This is a genomic window from Streptomyces sp. NPDC053048 (assembly GCF_044547045.1).
Classification (GTDB): domain Bacteria; phylum Actinomycetota; class Actinomycetes; order Streptomycetales; family Streptomycetaceae; genus Streptomyces.
In genome coordinates, this window is sequence record NZ_JBITZS010000004.1 from 217,978 (window position 1) to 234,353 (window position 16,376).

The window sequence follows — 16,376 nt, forward strand, 5'->3', positions numbered from 1 at the left end:
GCCGCGGTGGACCGCGGCCGCCTAACCTCCTCACTCCTCCGCCGGAGCAACGGTCACGCGGAAGTCGCCGGTGTCGCGGCCGGTTCGGCGGTGAGCGCCGATCGGCCCGTGCTGCTGTTCGCCGGGCGGTACGACTCCCCGGCCGCACTCCTGTTGGCCCCTTCCGCACGACCAGGAAACCAGGGTAAAGGCCGCCTGCACGAAGTTCACAGTGCTCCTGCGGCCAACCGGCGTGGCCGACTCCCTTTGATGAAGGCGCAGTTCATGTCGCGCGCAGCGGGGCGCCACCGCCCCCGCTCCAGCCGATCCTCCTGGCCGAAAAAATCCCGTTGCGCATCCGCCTGTTCTCCTTGCACCCGCCTCGACAGGTTGCCAGTGGGGCGAGTGGTGCGCAAGGCGACGAGGACCATCAATGTCCGTGCTCCGCCAAGGAGTTGACCGGCCAACCTCGGCCGCTGCCGCCCGGTATCGACCGGCACCGACCGATGTCGCACGGGCCCCGCAGGGAGGGGGTCAGGGACCGGACACCGGCCGGTTCAGGTCGGCGCCGGTGATGGCCCGGCCCGGGAGCACGGAGCCGGGCTGGACCCTCAGGGCGTCCAGCAGCAGCTCCAGGAGCCGCGCCGGCACGGTGTCGGCGACGTCGGCGGGTGCGCCGGTCTCCTGGACGAGCCGGTCCATGAACATCACGATGTCGCCGCATCCGATGTCGCGCCGCAGCACACCGTCGTCCTGCGCCTCGCGGACCATGCGCTCGAAGAGCTCGAGCCAGACGTCGCGGGCGTCGCGCAGCTGCCGGTTTCCCTTGAGCGCCTCGCGCATGGGGTGGCACAGCGGGGAGTTGGCCAGCCCGAAGCGGAAGGCGGCCCATTCGCGCAGGAAGCCGTTCAGCGAGCTCCAGGCGTCCGGGCCCCGCTCCCAGGCCCGCCGCGCCATGACGGTCAGGCGCTCGTAGATGTCGAGGGCCACGGCCTCCAGCAGGAGGTCACGGTCGGGGAAGCGGCGGTAGAGCGTGCCCTTGCCGACCCCGGCCCGGCGGGCCACCTCGTCCATCGACACGTCGACGCCCTGCGTCATGAACAGCTCACGGGCCGCCAGCACGATGCGTTCCCTGTTGCGGCGGGCGTCCGCCCGCAACGCCCCGGGCTCCGCGCCTGCGGCGCGCTCCCCCGTCCGCTCCACCACGAGCACCACCCCTCGATCCCTCGGCACCCACGTCGATCGAACCGGTCACGTCGATCCGCGTCGATCCGCGTCGATCAATCTGGACGTTTTTCGTCCACTCACTGTATCGTAGCCGATGAAGTGGACAAATTTCGTCCAGATACGGGGGTCTCAATGACGGAGACAGCCTCAAGCAACTCGAGCAACGCTCCCTCGGACGCCCCGGAGGCGCATCCTCCGGGAGCCGGCCGGCGCTGGTGGGCACTGGCCATGCTCAGCGGCGCACAGCTGATGGTGGCGCTGGACATGACGATCGTCTCGATCGCGCTGCCCACCGCGCAGGCCGAAGTGCACCTGAGCGACACCTCCCGGGGATGGGTCGTCACCGCCTATACCCTCGCCTTCGGCGGGCTGCTGATGCTCGGCGGCCGGCTCGGCGACGTGCTGGGGCGCCGGCGCGCGGTACTCATCGGAGTGGCCGGCTTCGCCGTGGCCTCCGCCCTCGGCGGGGCGGCGAACGGCGCGGCCATGCTCATCGCCGCGCGCGCCCTGCAGGGCGTCTTCGCCGCCCTCCTCACGCCGTCCACCCTCGCCCTGTTGACCAGTGTGTTCCCCGAAGGCCGGGACCGCGCCAAGGCGCTCGGCATCTACGGGGCCGCGCTGATGTCCGGTGGCGCGGTGGGGCTGGTGCTCGGCGGCGCCATCACCCAGTACCTCGACTGGCGGTGGACCCTCTACGTCAACGTCCCCATCTCCCTGGCGGTCATCGCCGGCGGTCTGCGACTCTTCCCGGACCCGCCGAAGCCGCCGCGGGTACCGCTCGATGTCGTCGGCGCGGCTCTCGGCTGCGCGGGGATCGTCGCCTGCATCTACGCCTTCGGCGAGGCGGGTGCCCTCGGATGGGACTCCGGCGTGATCATCGGATCGCTGGTGGCGGGCGTGGTCCTGCTCGGCGTGTTCGGCGTGGTGCAGTCCAGGACGGCCCATCCCCTGCTGCCGCCCCGGGTCCTGGCCGACCGCAACCGGGCCGGTGCCTTCCTCACGATCGTGATCTCCACCTTCGCGATGCTGGGCATGTTCCTCTTCATGACGTTCCAGTTCCAGGACGTCATGGGCTACTCGTCCCTCAAGGCCGGGCTGGCGTTCCTGCCGTACGTGGTCGTCGCGGCGGCCATATCCACCCGGGTGACCGGCCGGCTCATGCCGCATGTGCGGCCGCGCGTGCTGCTGGTGACCGGGCTCCTCGTCCAGACCTGCGGCCTGCTCTTCCTCAACAGGCTCACACCCGACAGCGGTTACGCGACGTCCATCCTGCCCGCGCTGCTGCTGTTCGGCATCGGCGTGGGGCTCCTCGTCGCGCCCATCATGAGCACCGCGACCACCGTCCAGGACCCCCGTGACACCGGGATCGCCTCGGCGTTCGTGAACACCTCGCAGCAGATCGGCGGCTCGATCGGCACCGCGCTCCTCAACAGCGTGGCGGCAGGCGCCTCGGCCGCCTATCTCGCCTCCCATTCCGGCGCCGCGCCCGACAGGGCCACGGTGCACGGAATGGCGGTCGCCTGCGGCTGGGCCGCCGGAGTCCTGGCGGTCGGCGCCGTCGTGGTGGGCGTGCTCGTCACGGCCGACCCGCGCAACGCGGCAAAGGCGGCCGCGCCCGGCGCGTCGCGATGACGGGTCCAGCCGAAGGCGCGGGTCCGCCCCCCGTGTGAAGCCTCGCGTCCGCCCGACGCGTGGGGCCCGGCTGGACGACGGGCCGCGCCCCCTCAGTCGTGCGGCACCAACGCGACCGGGCACGGCGCGTGGTGCACGCACGCCTGCGCCACCGAACTCAGCTTCGGCACCAGCGCCGGCCGGTGCCGCCGCCGTCCGACCACCAGCAGGTCGGCGCCCTCCGCCGCCCGGACGACCGTCCTCGCCGGGCTCTCCAGGCCGACGGCGTCGATCACGGTGACGTCCGGATACCGCTCGCGCCACGGCCGCAACGTCTCCCTCACCTCCAGCTCCGCGTGCTCGGTGATCTCCTTGGCCACGTCGGGGTCGACGCCCCAGGGCGCGTACGCCTGCACGGGCAGCGGCCGGCCGTGCAGCACGCGCAGCGGCACCCCTCGCGCGGCCGCCGCGCCGAACGCGAAGTCGAGCAGGTCGTGGGCCGGGCGGCGCAGGCCCAGGCCCAGCACCACGCCGCCCTCGTGGGCCGGGGACGGGTGCTCGGCGCGCATTCCGGCCCGTACGAGGACCACGGGCCGCTCGGCCCGGCCCGCGACGTGCAGGCCGACGTCGCCGAGGAAGAAGCTCTGAAGCCGGTCCAGGCCGCGCGAACCGAGCACCACCATCGCCGACTCCTCCGCGGCCCGCAGCAGAGCCGCGTCCGGTTCGGCGGCGACCAGGTCCTCGGTGACGGTCAGGGCCGGGAACCGGGCGCTGACCTCCGTGTGCGCGGCGTGGACGATGCGCTTCGCCCAGTAGTCCCGGTCCTTGTCGGGCGGGACGCCGGGCGGCTGGGGGACATAGAGGATCCACGCGTGGAGCAGGCGCAGGCCGAGTCCGCGCCGGTCCGCCTCGGCGGCGGCCCAGTGTGCGGCGGCCAGGCTCTCGGGTGATCCGTCGAGTCCTACGGTGACGGGTGCCTGCTCCATGGCGACCGCCTCCTGCGTTCCGAAGGTGCGGAAGGTCCTGTTCGGACGGTCCTGTCTCCAGTGTCGGTCCGCCGCGACGAACCAAGGCGTGTCCGATGGGGACGAACCAGGGCGTGTCCGATGGGTCGGCGGACACGCCCTGGGCACCGCCGCCATCCGGCGAGGCCGCCGGGGCCGGCCATCGGCGTTCCGGCCCCGGCGGACCCCGGCGGAAGCCCGGCGCGGGGGACGGGCGCGGGACGGGTGTCCGACCGGGCTGCTCCCAGCGTGGCGGGGCGCGCCGCCACGCGGAATAGGCCGTCCGGGGTCCGGTGACGGGACACCCGGCCCCTTCCGGTCACCCTGGTCACCGGCCGCCGTCCCGTCGACGGGCCCCGCTTCCCGCTCCCCGCCCCCAGCCCCCTCACCGCCCCCGACCGTCGCCGGGCCCCTCTCGTTGCCGAGCGCGCGCCCCCGGCGCACGGTGGAAGGAGCGAGCGGAGGTGAGCGCGATGTCCACGCACGCGGCCGGCACGGCATGGGTGGTCGACCACCCGGCTCCGGCCGCCGAGCACCCGCTGCGCCGCGTCGCGCGGGCACCGGCCGCGACCGGGCCGAACGGGCTGCTGGTCGAGGTGCGCGCGTGCGGGGTGTGCCGTACGGACCTGCACCTGGCCGAGGGCGACCTGCCCCCGCACCTGCCGCACTGCACGCCCGGCCACGAGATCGTGGGCAGGGTGCTGGCCGTCGGTCCAGGGACGCAGGACTTCGCGCCGGGCGACCGGGTCGGTGTCGCCTGGCTCGCGCACACGTGCGGCGCGTGCCGGTACTGCCTGTCCGGGCGCGAGAACCTGTGCCTGTCGTCCCGCTACACCGGCTGGGACGTCCACGGCGGCTACGCGGAGCACACAGTGGTCGACGCCCGCTACGCCTACCGGTTGCCGGAGGGCCCCGCCGACGAGGAGCTGGCGCCGCTGCTGTGCGCGGGCATCATCGGCTACCGGGCACTGGAACGGGCCGAACTGCCGCCAGGGGGCAGGCTCGGCCTCTACGGTTTCGGCGCCTCCGCCCATCTGACCGCGCAGTTGGCGATCTCGCGGGGTGCCACTGTCCATGTGCTCACGCGGGGCGAGCGGGCCCGGCGGCTGGCCCTCGAGCTCGGCGCGGCCTCGGCGGGCGGCGCCCGGGACGCCCCGCCCGAACCACTGGACGCGGCCATCCTCTTCGCCCCCGTCGGCGACCTCGTACCGCCCGCGCTCGAGGCGCTCGACCGCGGCGGCACCCTCGCGATCGCCGGCATCCATCTCACCGGCATCCCCGGCCTGACGTACCGGAGCCATCTCTTCCAGGAGCGCACGCTGCGCAGCGTCACCGCCAACACGCGCGCGGACGGCCGCGCCTATCTCGCCGAGGCGGCCCGCCACCCGCCGGTCGTGCGTGCGCGCCCGTACCGGATGAGCCGGGCCGACGAGGCCCTCGCGGACCTGGCGGCGGGCCGGGTCACCGGGGCGGCGGTGCTGCTGGTCGATCACTGATGCGCCGACGCGACCGTGGAAGCCCCCGAGGCCGTGAGGACATGAAGCCGTGAGGACATGAGGGCATGGGGCTCCAGAGGCCCTCGAGGTCCCTGGGGCCCTGGAGAGAGGAGCACCGGATGCGTGAGGCCGGGCCCGCCATCGAGATCAGCTCGCTGACCAAGCTGTACGGACGGACCGTGGGCGTCGAGGGGCTCGACATCACGGTCGGTGCGGGCGAGGTGTTCGGTTTCCTGGGCCCCAACGGAGCGGGCAAGACCACCACGCTGCGGTGTCTGGTCGGGCTGCTCAAGCCCACCGCGGGGAGCGTGCGGCTGCTGGGCCTCGACCCGGTCGCCGACCATCGCGCCCTCGCCCCCGCGCTGGGCTACCTGCCGGGCGAACTGCGCCTGTACCCCGAGCTCACCGGGGCCCGGACGCTGGACCTGCTGGCCGGCCTGCAGTGCGCCCCGACCCCGCGGCGCGCCGAACTGTGCGAGCGTCTGGGGCTGTCGGCCGCGGACCTCGGGCGGGTCGTCGGGGGGTACTCGCGCGGGATGAAGCAGAAGCTGGGCCTGGTCCAGGCCCTGCAGCACGATCCGGAGCTGGTGGTGCTGGACGAGCCGACCGAGGGCCTGGACCCGCTGGTGCAGGAGACCTTCTTCGAGCTGCTGGCCGAGGCGGCAACGGCCGGCCGTACCGTGCTGCTCTCCAGTCACATCCTCCCCGAGGTCCAGCGCACCTGCGAACGGGTGGCGATCGTGCGTCAGGGGCGGCTGGTGACCGTGCGGTCCGTGGCGGCGCTGCGCGAGGCGCGCGCCCGCAAGGTGCGGCTGGCGTTCGCCGACGGGCGGGGGCACAGGCCGCTGCCCGGTGCCGAGCGGTGGTCGCCGCGCTGGCGGGGCGACCATGTGGAGCTGCTGATCCCGCCGCACGAGGTGGTCGCCGCGCTGCGCGGGCTGCTGGAGCTGCCGGTGGCCGACCTGGCGGTCGAGGAGGCCGGGCTGGACGAGGCGTTCCTGGACCTCTACCGGGACGGGCCGGGAAAGGACCCGCCGTGACCGCCCCGCACGGCACGGAAAACACCGCCGCGATCGCCGGCGGCGGCCGGGCCGGCGGCCGGTTCCCGCTGTTCCGGCTGGCGTTGCTGCGCCGCCGCCGGATGCTGGCGGCGCTGCTGCTGGGCATGGCCGTCTTCGAGACCCTGATCGTGGTGATCGCCAACACTGTGCCGCCCGAGACGCTCTTCGCGGCGGGCGGCCGTCAGCCGCCGCGGGCGTTGCGGGCGTTCAGCGGGACGAGCGGCGACGTCGCGGTCGCCAGCTACCCCGGGCTGCTGGGCGGCGGGCTGACTCATCCGTTCTGGATCGCGCTGCAGCTCACCGCGATCGGCTCGCTGGCCGCGGCGGCGGTCGCCGCCGACGTGGAGTCCGGGACGATGGAGCTGCTGATGGTCCGACCGCTGTCGCGGGCCCGGCTGCTGGCCGAGCGGACGGCCGCGCTGATCGTGGTGTCCGTGCTGCTCAACGTCGTGGCCACGCTGACCGTGGCCGCCGGGGTCGCGCTCTCGCCCCGGTTGCACGACACGGTGCCGCTGGGCGGGGTGTTCGCCGCCGGGCTGCTGGGCTGGGGCTTCGCGCTGTGCGTGACGGGCCCGGCCCTGGCCGTCTCCGCCGCGGGCCGGCGCCGGGCGCGGGTGGTGGGGACGACGATCGCGTTCGGCGCGGTGGGGTTCGCGGTGAACTTCGTCGCGCTGGCGTGGTCGAGAGCGGCGCCACTGCGGTGGATCAGCCCGTTCCACTACTACACGCCGGGCGACGCGCTGGCCCTCGGCACGGTGGAGTGGGAGTCGTTCGGCGTCCTGGCCGGGGTCGGGGTGCTGGGGATCGCGCTGGCGTTCGCCCTGCTGGCCCGCCGCGATCTCGCGCCGTGAACCGCCCCGGTCCCGAGCGACAGGCCATGAGCCGCTCCCGTCCCGAGCAAGAGGTCGGGGCCGTTCGGCCCATGGCGTGATCCCGCGCCCGTCATTCATGATCGAATCAGCGTGGCAGTGTGCGCGTGGACCGTCGACAGGGAGCGGGTAGTGGACCAGTCAAGGACGTTCTCCCAGGAACGGCCGATCCGGGTGTTCCTCCTGGACGACCACGAGGTCGTCCGGCGGGGCATCCATGACCTGCTGGACAGCGAGGACGACATCACGGTGGTCGGGGAGGCCGGCACGATCGGCCACGCCCTCGCCCGCGGGCCGGCCCTGCGGCCCGACGTGGCCGTGCTGGACGTGCGGCTGCCCGACGGCGACGGCATCACGGTCTGCCGTGAGCTGCGCTCGCGGATGCCCTCCCTGGCCTGTCTGATGCTCACCTCCTTCGATGACGACGACGCCCTCCTCGACGCGATCATGGCCGGGGCGGCGGGCTACGTCCTGAAGCAGATCAAGGGGTCGGATCTGGTCGCCGCCATCCGCACGGTCGCCTCCGGCCAGTCGATGCTCGACCCGGCCACCACCACCCGCCTGATGAACAGCCTGCGCGGCGAGAGCACGGAGGAGTCGGCCCCCGCCGGGCCGGAGGACGAGCGGCTGGCCACCCTCTCGCCGCGCGAACACGACGTGCTGGCCCTCATCGGCGAAGGCCTCACCAACCGTCAGATCGCCCAGCGGCTCTTCCTGTCCGAGAAGACGGTCAAGAACCACATCTCGCGCATGCTCGCCAAGCTCGGCGTGGAGCGCCGCATCCAGGCGGCCGTCCTCGCCTCGAACGTCGCCCCGAAGCCGGCGGGCTGATTTCTCACCACAACCCGTCTGACGTGCACGGATTGCCCGCCTGTGGGCAATCGAATGGTTACCCTCTGACACGTGGCGACCAGCTCTGCAGACGACGGACATCCTCCCCGCCCCGGCCTTCCGAGCCGGCGGCTCTCCCTGGACGGCGACCTCGACCGGATCGGCGAGCAACTGGCCGAGGTGGCCCACGCCCAGCGGCGGATGCGGTCGCTGCTGGGCGCCATCCTCGACGTCAGCGGGGAGCTCGAACTGCCCGTGGTGCTGCGGCGCATCGTCACCACCGCCATGGAACTGGTCGGGGCCCGCTACGGCGCCCTGGGGGTGCTGGACGACGAGGGCACCCACCTCGCGGAGTTCATTCCGGTGGGCCTGGACGAGAAGGAGCACGCGCGGCTGGCGGGGGTGGCCCTCCCGCGCGGCCGGGGCCTGCTGGGGCTGCTGATCAGCGACCCCGAGCCGCTGCGCGTCGACTGCATCGCCGCTCACCCCCAGGCCGCGGGACTGCCGCCGGGGCATCCGCCGATGCGCACCCTGCTCGGGGTGGCCATCACCGTGCGGAACCGGGTCTACGGCAACCTCTATCTGACGGACCGCCGGGACGGCAAGCCGTTCGACGCCGACGACGAGGCCGTGGTGGTGGCCCTGGCCGGTGCCGCGGGCATCGCCATCGAGAACGCCCGGCTGTACGAGCAGGTGCGCGCGGGCGCCGAACAGTTCCAGCGGCTGCTGCTGCCGAAACTGCCCGACCTGGCGCCGTTCGACTCCTGGTCGCTGTACCAGCCTGCCACCGAACCGGCCCTGCTCGGCGGCGACTGGTACGACGCGCTGGCGCTGCCCGGCGGCGTCCGGGCGATGATCGTGGGCGATGTCGTCGGGCACGACGTGCGGGCCGCCGCCGGCATGGCGCAGATCCGCAACATGCTGCGCGCCCTGGCCTACGACGCCGCCGTGCCGCCCAGCGAGTTGCTCGGCCGCCTCGACCGCGCCCAGGCCGCCGCCGCGGAGCCCACCATGGCGACGGTGTGCCTGGCCCGCATTGAGCCCGACGGCGAGGGATGGTCGCTGCTGTGGAGCAGCGCCGGCCATCCTCCGCCGCTGGTGGTGACGGCGAACGGGACGGCGCGCTTCCTCCAGGGCGAGCCGGATCTGCCGATGGGGGTCGACACGGGCCTCGCCCGCCGGGACCACCGGGCGGCGCTGCCGCCGGGGGCGACGGTGCTGATGTTCACCGACGGTCTGGTCGAGCACCCGCGCCGCGACCTCGCCGAGACGCTGGCGGTGGTCGCCGGCGCGGCGGCGGCGCACGCCGCCGAGCCGCTGGAGCGGCTGGGCCGGGCGGTGGCCGAGGCCCGGCCCAGTGACGGTCACGACGACATGGCGATACTCGCCCTGCGGGCGCCGATCGGGGGCCGCTGACGGGCGGTCGGGCGCCCCCCGGCGCGTCGTCGTCGGCATCGCCGTCCGGCGGCGTGCGGCGCGTCGGACGGCGGCTTGCGGCGGCGTGCGGTGGCGCCCTGGGGCTGCGGCGGCGTCCTGGGGTGTACCGCTACCGGGCGGCCGCCGCCAGTGGTATCCGCCACGTCAGCGTCGTACCGCCCGTCCGGGGCCTGGTCAGCCGCAGCCGGCCGCCGTGTCTCTCCGCGCGTTCGGCGAGGTTGCGCAGGCCGCTGCGGCGGCCCGCGGGGCCGTCGGGCATGCCGACGCCGTTGTCGGTGACGGTCAGCAGCAGGTTCCGGCCGTCGTTGACCACGGCGACGTCGGCGGACTTGGCGTGGGCGTGGCGGGCCACATTGGCCAGGGCCTCGCCGAGGACGGCGACCACGTCGTCGACGGCCGCGCGGGGGACCTGGGTGTCCAGCAGGCCCTCCATGCGCAGGCTCGGGGCGAAGCCGAGGAGCGTGCCGGCCTCTCCGACGGCCCGGACGACGCGGGTGCGCAGGCCGTGCCGGTCCGCGGTCTCGCGGGACCGCAGGCCGAAGATCGTCGACCTGATGATCTTTATGGTCTCGTCGAGGTCGTCGACGGCGCGCTGGACGCGCTCGGCGGCCTCGGGGTGGTCGATGAAGCGGTCGGCGCTCTGCAGCGTCATGCCGGTGGCGAAGAGCCGCTGGATGGCCAGGTCGTGCAGGTCGCGGGCGATGCGGTCGCGGTCCTCCAGCAGGGCGATCTGCTCGGCGTCCGCGCGGCGTTCGGCCAGTTCCATGGCCAGCGCGGCCTGTCCGGCGAAGGCGACCAGGTGTTCGGTCTCCTCCCGGGAGAACTCCGCCTGTCCCGTCGCGCGGGCCAGCAGCAGCACGCCGCGCACGGCCTCGCCCGACTTCACCGGCACGGCCACCGCGGGTCCCGGCAGCTCGGGCAGGGCCGGCGGCCCCGCCGCCTCCGGCTGCCGGGCGCTGCGGGCGTGGACCGGGCCGCCCGTGGCGTAGGCGGCGCCGGCCAGCGAGCCGTCCACCGGCAGCACCCTGCCGCGCACCTCCTCGGCCCGTTCGCCGACGGCGACCTCCACCGACAGGGCGGTGGCCTCGGCGACCGGCAGCGACACCGTGGCGAGCCCGGCCCGGGTGATCTCCTGGGCGAGTTCGGCGATCAGGCCGATCACCTCGGCGGGCGGGCTGCCGGACATCAGCCGGTTGGTGACGTCGGCGCTGGCCCGCAGCCAGCGTTCGCGGCGCGTGGCCTCCTCGTACAGCCGGGCGTTGTCGATGGCGACACCGGCGGCGACGGCGAGCGTGGACAGGACGGCCTCGTCCTCGTCCTCGAAGCCGGCGCCGCCGCGCTTCTCGGTCAGGTACAGGTTGCCGAACACCTGGTCGCGCACCCGGATCGGTACGCCGACGAAGCTGTGCATCGGCGGGTGGTCCGCCGGGAAGCCGTACGAGGCGGCGTGCCCGGAGATCCTGGACAGCCGCAGGGGGGCGGGGTGGCGGATCAGCTCCCCGAGGATGCCGTGGCCGGAGGGGTACGGTCCGATGGCGGCGATGCGCTCGTCGCTCAGCCCGACGGTGAGGAACTGCGACAGCGTCCGCCCGTCGGTCCCGATCACCCCCAGCGCCCCGTACTCGGCGTCCACCAGCACCACCGCCGCCTCGACGATGCGGCGCAGCACATGTTCCAGATCCAGCTCGCGGCCCACGGACAGCACTGCTTCCAGCAGGCTGTGCACCCGGTCGCGGGTGCCGCGGGCCGCGTCCAGCCGGGACTGGAGCTGCTCCAGCAGCTCGTCGAGTCTCAGGTGCGGTAAGCGCACCGCTCCGTCCCCGGTGTTCTCCACAGTTCCTCTCCTCAGCAGACGCCGGGTCCGAATCTATCTTGATCATCCGGCTCGCGGCGTCCGCCCTCAGGTGCCGGGTTTGCGCCCGTGGACGTGGACGTCGTCGCCGTTCCTCAGCAGCGACCAGTACGCCTTGGCGTCGCCCCGGCGCATGTTGACGCAGCCGTGCGAGCCCGGCGGCGACCAGACGCTGCCGTCGATGGCGTGGAAGGCCTGTCCGCCGTCGAAGAACTGGCTGTAGGGCATGCGGACGTTGTAGAGGGTGGACCAGTGGTCGATGCTGCGCCAGTAGACCTTCTTGAGGCCGGTGCGGGTCTCGTAGCCGTCGCGGCCGGAGCGGATGGGGACCGGGCCGAATTTCAGCTTCCGGCCGTCCTGGATCCAGCTGAGCTGGCGGGTCAGGTCGACGCAGGCGATGCGGCCCTTGTCCACCGGGCACTTCCCGGCGGCGTTCGGGTTGGTCCCGGCGGCCTTCTGGCGGGTGACGAGGTCCATGACGCCCCAGGTCACGGCGCCCGCGTAGCCGATGGCCGGGGTGATGCCGTGGGCGCGCTGGAAGTCGCGTATCGCCCGGCAGTCGGCGGCGGACTGGCGACCGTCGGGGGTTCTTCCGAGGAATCGTTCCGCCTTGGCCTGGTAGGGGCCCGTCCCGGCGGTGCACGCGGGGGTCGCGGCGTGCGCGGTGCCGGATCCCACGGCGACGGTCAGGGGCACGGTGAGTGCAGCCGCGCCGATCAGCACGCCAAGTCGGCGTCGGATGGTCCTACTTGGTGAACTTGTCATGAACGATATGACAGCTCGGCCCGCCGATTGGTTGCGCGGGCCGGCGGGGGCCCCGGCGCCCCCGGATGCCGGCCATCGGGTGCGGCGGGGCGGGCCGCCGCCCCGGCCCCGTCCCGCCCCACCGCGAAACGGGAGGTTTCGTCTCGGCGTCCGGGGGTTACCCGTTGCGTCTGAGCCCACCGAGCGCCCGGCCCGGGGCGGCCCAGGAGGATCCGACGGCGATGACCGAGTACGGCTACTTCCTCTCCTGTGAGGAGCACTCCCCCAAGGACCTGGTCGAGCAGGCCCGGATGGCGGAACAGGCGGGGTTCACCTCGCTGTGGATCTCCGACCACTTCCACCCGTGGACGGGCGAGCAGGGGCAGAGCCCGCTGGTGTGGTCGGTGATCGGGGCGGTCTCGCAGGTCACCTCGCTGCCGGTGGAGACCGCGGTCACCTGCCCGACCATGCGGCTCAACCCGGTGATCACCGCGCAGGCGGCGGCCACCAGCGCGGTGCTGCTGGAGGGCCGGTTCCGGCTCGGGGTGGGCAGCGGGGAGGCCCTCAACGAGCACATCCTGGGCGACGCGTGGCCCCAGGCGTCGGTACGGCTGGAGATGCTGGAAGAGGCCGTTCAGGTGATGCGGCTGCTCTTCGGGGGCGGCCAGGTCAGCCATCACGGCAAGCACTACACCGTCGAGAACGCCCGTCTGTACACGCTGCCGGACGAGCCGGTGGCCATCGACGTGTCGGCGTTCGGCCCAGCGGCGACCGAGGTGGCCGGGCGGATCGGCGACGGGCTGGTGACGATGACGCCCGACGCGGACGCGGTGGCCCGCTTCCGGCGCAGCGGCGGCGGCCAGAAGCCGGTGCAGGGCGGGGTGAAGGTGTGCTGGGGTCCGGACCGCGAGGAGGCGCTGGAGACCGCGCACCGGCTGTGGGCGGTGGAGCAGCTGCCCGGCGAGCTGAACCAGGTGCTGCCCACGCCCGCCCACTTCGAGCAGGCCACCGAGCTGGTGACGCGCGAGCGGGTGGCCGGGGCGGTGACGTGCGGGGACGACGTGGACGCCCACGTGGGCGCGTTGCGCGCGTACGCGGAGGCCGGCTTCGACCGGGTGCACGTCAGTCAGATCGGCCCCCTGCAGCAGGGCTTTTTCGATTTCTATCGCACGCGGGTGCTGCCGGAGCTGGCCGGGTGACCGGTGGGTGCGGCCGCCCGCGGCGTCGAGCGGCAGGTGGAGAGGAACAGCATGGGTGAGCAGGTTTCCGACTACATCCTGGCGCGACTGCGCGAGTGGGGTGTGGAGCGGGTCTTCGGCTATCCGGGTGACGGGATCAACGGGCTGCTGGCGGCCTGGGAGCGGGCCGGGGACCAGCCGCGGTTCATCCAGTCGCGGCACGAGGAGATGTCGGCGTTCGAGGCGGTGGGCTACGCCAAGTTCAGCGGGCGGCTGGGGGTGTGCGCGGCGACGTCGGGGCCGGGGGCGATCCATCTGCTCAACGGGCTCTACGACGCCAAGCTCGACCATGTGCCGGTGCTGGCGATCGTCGGCCAGACGGCGCGCACGGCGATGGGCGGCTCGTACCAGCAGGAGGTGGACCTGCACACCCTCTTCAAGGACGTGGCGTCGGAGTTCGTGGAGACGGTGACGGTTCCCGAGCAGTTGCCGAACGTCCTGGACCGGGCGGTGCGCACGGCCTACGCACGCCGGGCGCCGACGGCGGTCATCGTCCACGCGGACGTGCAGGAGCTGGACTACTCGCCGCCGACGCACGACTTCAAGATGGTGCCCTCCAGCCTGGACCGCAGCGGCTGGCAGGCGGTGCCCTCGCAGGACTCCCTCGAGCGCGCGGCGGAGATCCTCAACTCCGGGCGGAAGGTGGCGATCCTGGCTGGCCAGGGCGCGGCCGGGGCGCGGGTCGAGGTCGAGCAGGTCGCCGAGATCCTGGGGGCGGGGGTGGCGAAGGCGCTGCTGGGCCTGGACGTGCTCAGCGACGAGCTGCCGTACGTCACCGGCTCGATCGGGCTGCTGGGCACCCGGCCCTCGTACGAGCTGATGCGGGACTGCGACACGCTGCTGACGGTCGGCTCCAACTTCCCCTATTCGCAGTTCCTGCCGGAGTTCGGCAAGGCGCGGGCCGTGCAGATCGAGATCGATCCGCATCTGGCGGGGCTGCGCTATCCGTACGAGGTCAATCTGATCGGTGACGCGCGGGCGACGCTGCTGCGGCTGATCCCGCTGCTGGAGCGGCACGACCAGCGCGGCTGGCAGAGCCAGGTGATCTCCAACGTGCAGCGCTGGAAGCAGGTGATGGCGCGGCGGGCGGCGGTGAGCGCGGAGCCGGTGAACCCCGAGCACGTGGCACGGGCGCTGTCGCCGCTGCTGCCGGAGAACACGATCCTGACCTCGGACTCGGGTTCGGTGGCCAACTGGTACGCCCGGCACATCACCATGCGGGGCACGATGCGGGGCTCGTTGTCGGGGACGCTGGCGACGATGGGCTGCGGTGTGCCGTACGCGATCGGGGCGAAGTTCGCGCATCCCAACCGGCCGGTGGTGGCGCTGGTCGGGGACGGGGCGATGCAGATGAACGGCATGGCCGAGCTGATCACGGTGGCGAAGTACCAGCACCAGTGGGAGGACCCCCGGCTGGTGGTGGGGGTGTGGAACAACCGGGACCTCAACCAGGTGACGTGGGAGCTGCGGGCGATGGGCGGCTCGCCGCAGTTCCTGCCCTCGCAGGAACTGCCCGACGTCTCCTACGCGAAGTTCGCCGAGCTGCTGGGGCTGACCGGGATCCGGGTGGAGAAGCCGGGCGAGGTGGAGGACGCCTGGCGGGCGGCCCTGGACGCGAAGGGGCCGGCGGTGGTGGAGTTCGTGACCGACCCGGCGGTGCCGCCGATCCCGCCGCACGCGGAGTGGGGGCAGATCGAGGCGACGGCGGCGGCGATCCTCAAGGGCGACACGGACCGCAAGGGCATGCTGCGGCAGGGCATCAAGGCCAAGATCCAGGAGTTCCTGCCGGGCGGCCACGGAAAGGGCGGGTCCGGCTCCGGGTCGGAGTCCGGGTCCAGGTCCGGCTCCGGTTCCGCCTCCGGTTCCGGGTCGGCCGGGGAGAAGGGGTCGTGATCCCCCGGCGCGCCCGGCGGACCCGGCTGCGCGCGGAGTACGACGTGCGGCACGGGCGGCTGCAGCGGTCGCTGTCGCTGCTGATGGCCGCCGGGTCGGCGGTGACGGCCGCGGAGATCTTCCTCGAGCACGACCGGGCCGGCTTCGGCAACCGCGTGATGTGGTGGCCGGTGCTGCTGGGCCCGGTGGGACTGGCGGCGGGGGTGGCCGGTTACGCGCGCGAGGAGGCGGCGCGCACCGCGTTGCCGCTCGCGTCGGCCGCGATCGTCGCCAACGGCCTGCAGGGCACGTACCTGCACGTGCGCGGGATCGCCCAGAAGCCCGGCGGCTGGCGCATGGCCCGCTACAACGTCGAGCTGGGCCCTCCGCTGTTCGCCCCGCTCCTGCTGAGCATGGTGGGCGGCATGGGGCTGCTGGCGAGCATCCTGCGCAGGGAACGGTAGGGGATGGTCGGGAAGGATGAGGCGGTTGCGGAGGGCGGAGCGATGACGGGCGTACGGCTCGGCGACGGCTCCGGCGCGGTGGGCCGGGCGGGGACCTGGGACGCGGTCACGGCCGGTGTGGTGCTGGCCCGCATCGCGCCGGGGCCGCAGCCGCCGCTGCGCTTCTTCACCCCGGCCGAGGAGGCCGTGGCCGAGGCACTGCTGGACCATCTCCTGGCCCGTTCCGCGCAGGACTCGGACGTTCCGGTGCTGACCGTCATCGACGCCCGGCTCGCCACCGGTGAGGGCGACGGCTGGCGGTACGCGGATCTGCCCGAGGACGCCGAGACGTGGCGGCGCTCGCTGGCCGCCCTCGACGAGGACGCGCGGGTCCGCTGCGGCGGGCGGGGGTTCGCCGAGGCCGGGTACGGCGACCGCGACCGGCTGCTGCACCACGTCGTGCAGTTGGGCGGCCGCGACTGGCACGGCATGCCCGCCGCGCATGTGTGGTCGCTGTGGACGCGCTACGCCTGCGAGGCCTACTACGCCCATCCCCGTGCCTGGGACGAGACCGGCTTCGGCGGTCCGGCCTACCCGCGCGGCTACCTGCGGCTGGGGCGGGGGCTGCGGGAGCCGTGGGAGGAGCCGCGATGAGCGTCGCACGCGCGGCCGCCGGGCCGCGGACGACGGCGAAGCCCGCACCGCTGCGCCG

14 protein-coding genes are annotated in these 16,376 nt (G+C 73.6%); 10 read left to right on the forward strand and 4 right to left on the reverse strand.

Translation table 11 applies throughout. The annotated features are described in order from the left end of the window. Positions 1 to 513: 513 nt before the first annotated feature. Positions 514 to 1,194 (reverse strand): TetR/AcrR family transcriptional regulator, encoded by a 681-nt coding sequence (locus tag ACIG36_RS11945; protein ID WP_399925719.1) that lies wholly within the window; start codon positions 1,192 to 1,194, stop codon positions 514 to 516. Between the two features lie 144 nt (positions 1,195 to 1,338). Here ACIG36_RS11945 and ACIG36_RS11950 point away from each other — a divergent pair, with 144 nt between their 5' ends. Then, positions 1,339 to 2,838: an MFS transporter gene (locus ACIG36_RS11950; protein WP_399925721.1), complete on the forward strand. Its 1,500-nt coding sequence runs from the start codon at positions 1,339 to 1,341 to the stop codon at positions 2,836 to 2,838. Between the two features lie 92 nt (positions 2,839 to 2,930). On the opposite strand, the gene ACIG36_RS11955 is transcribed toward ACIG36_RS11950, so the two are convergent. After that, positions 2,931 to 3,803 (reverse strand): universal stress protein, encoded by an 873-nt coding sequence (locus ACIG36_RS11955; RefSeq protein WP_399925722.1) that lies wholly within the window; start codon positions 3,801 to 3,803, stop codon positions 2,931 to 2,933. A gap of 491 nt (positions 3,804 to 4,294) precedes the next feature. Here ACIG36_RS11955 and ACIG36_RS11960 point away from each other — a divergent pair, with 491 nt between their 5' ends. The 5 genes from ACIG36_RS11960 to ACIG36_RS11980 all read left to right on the forward strand — a co-directional run bounded on the left by ACIG36_RS11960 (position 4,295) and on the right by ACIG36_RS11980 (position 9,494). Further along, complete coding sequence (locus ACIG36_RS11960) at positions 4,295 to 5,317, forward strand: zinc-dependent alcohol dehydrogenase family protein (RefSeq protein WP_399926438.1); 1,023 nt, start codon at positions 4,295 to 4,297, stop codon at positions 5,315 to 5,317. 119 nt (positions 5,318 to 5,436) lie between these two features. Continuing rightward, positions 5,437 to 6,357, forward strand: a complete 921-nt coding sequence (locus ACIG36_RS11965; RefSeq protein WP_399925724.1) for an ABC transporter ATP-binding protein — start codon at positions 5,437 to 5,439, stop codon at positions 6,355 to 6,357. Continuing rightward, complete coding sequence (locus ACIG36_RS11970; protein ID WP_399925725.1) at positions 6,354 to 7,229, forward strand: ABC transporter permease subunit; 876 nt, start codon at positions 6,354 to 6,356, stop codon at positions 7,227 to 7,229. Before ACIG36_RS11965 ends, ACIG36_RS11970 begins: the two co-directional genes overlap by 4 nt. 150 nt (positions 7,230 to 7,379) lie before the next feature. Further along, a complete protein-coding gene (locus ACIG36_RS11975) occupies positions 7,380 to 8,078 on the forward strand; it encodes a response regulator (RefSeq protein WP_399925727.1) in 699 nt (232 codons plus the stop codon). A 72-nt stretch (positions 8,079 to 8,150) separates the two neighbouring features. Next, positions 8,151 to 9,494 carry a PP2C family protein-serine/threonine phosphatase gene (locus tag ACIG36_RS11980; RefSeq protein WP_399925728.1) on the forward strand — a complete coding sequence of 448 codons (1,344 nt, stop codon included), beginning with the start codon at positions 8,151 to 8,153 and terminating at the stop codon, positions 9,492 to 9,494. A 130-nt stretch (positions 9,495 to 9,624) separates the two neighbouring features. Here the strand turns inward: ACIG36_RS11980 and ACIG36_RS11985 are convergent, their stop codons facing one another. Both ACIG36_RS11985 and ACIG36_RS11990 read right to left on the reverse strand, forming a co-directional pair. Continuing rightward, complete coding sequence (locus tag ACIG36_RS11985; protein WP_399925730.1) at positions 9,625 to 11,349, reverse strand: GAF domain-containing protein; 1,725 nt, start codon at positions 11,347 to 11,349, stop codon at positions 9,625 to 9,627. 66 nt (positions 11,350 to 11,415) lie between these two features. Then, on the reverse strand, positions 11,416 to 12,132 hold the full coding sequence (locus ACIG36_RS11990; protein WP_399925732.1) for a L,D-transpeptidase family protein: 717 nt from the start codon (positions 12,130 to 12,132) through the stop codon (positions 11,416 to 11,418). 221 nt (positions 12,133 to 12,353) lie between these two features. On the opposite strand from ACIG36_RS11990, the gene ACIG36_RS11995 reads away from it, so the two are divergent. From ACIG36_RS11995 to ACIG36_RS12010, 4 genes are read left to right on the forward strand one after another with little or no spacing between them, the layout of a single operon-like run. Continuing rightward, positions 12,354 to 13,310, forward strand: a complete 957-nt coding sequence (locus tag ACIG36_RS11995; protein WP_399925734.1) for an LLM class F420-dependent oxidoreductase — start codon at positions 12,354 to 12,356, stop codon at positions 13,308 to 13,310. 51 nt (positions 13,311 to 13,361) lie between these two features. Next, positions 13,362 to 15,242, forward strand: a complete 1,881-nt coding sequence (locus tag ACIG36_RS12000) for a thiamine pyrophosphate-requiring protein (RefSeq protein WP_399925736.1) — start codon at positions 13,362 to 13,364, stop codon at positions 15,240 to 15,242. Beyond that, positions 15,239 to 15,685, forward strand: coding sequence for a hypothetical protein (locus tag ACIG36_RS12005; protein WP_399925738.1), 447 nt, complete (start codon positions 15,239 to 15,241; stop codon positions 15,683 to 15,685). The genes ACIG36_RS12000 and ACIG36_RS12005 overlap by 4 nt, the downstream gene beginning before the upstream one ends. 3 nt (positions 15,686 to 15,688) lie before the next feature. Then, entirely contained in the window at positions 15,689 to 16,318 is a 630-nt protein-coding gene (locus tag ACIG36_RS12010) for a gluconate 2-dehydrogenase subunit 3 family protein (RefSeq protein ID WP_399925740.1), read from the forward strand. Positions 16,319 to 16,376: the final 58 nt, after the last annotated feature.

What these genes read in the sequence shown, in the direction of transcription:
- ACIG36_RS11965 (WP_399925724.1), top strand. Translation starts at nt 5,437, where the DNA reads ATGCGTGAGGCCGGGCCCGCCATCGAGATCAGCTCGCTGACCAAGCTG.
- ACIG36_RS12000 (WP_399925736.1), top strand. Translation starts at nt 13,362, where the DNA reads ATGGGTGAGCAGGTTTCCGACTACATCCTGGCGCGACTGCGCGAGTGG.
- ACIG36_RS11990 (WP_399925732.1), bottom strand. Translation starts at nt 12,132, where the DNA reads ATGACAAGTTCACCAAGTAGGACCATCCGACGCCGACTTGGCGTGCTG.
- ACIG36_RS12010 (WP_399925740.1), top strand. Translation starts at nt 15,689, where the DNA reads ATGGTCGGGAAGGATGAGGCGGTTGCGGAGGGCGGAGCGATGACGGGC.
- ACIG36_RS11995 (WP_399925734.1), top strand. Translation starts at nt 12,354, where the DNA reads ATGACCGAGTACGGCTACTTCCTCTCCTGTGAGGAGCACTCCCCCAAG.
- ACIG36_RS11960 (WP_399926438.1), top strand. Translation starts at nt 4,295, where the DNA reads ATGTCCACGCACGCGGCCGGCACGGCATGGGTGGTCGACCACCCGGCT.
- ACIG36_RS11955 (WP_399925722.1), bottom strand. Translation starts at nt 3,803, where the DNA reads ATGGAGCAGGCACCCGTCACCGTAGGACTCGACGGATCACCCGAGAGC.
- ACIG36_RS11950 (WP_399925721.1), top strand. Translation starts at nt 1,339, where the DNA reads ATGACGGAGACAGCCTCAAGCAACTCGAGCAACGCTCCCTCGGACGCC.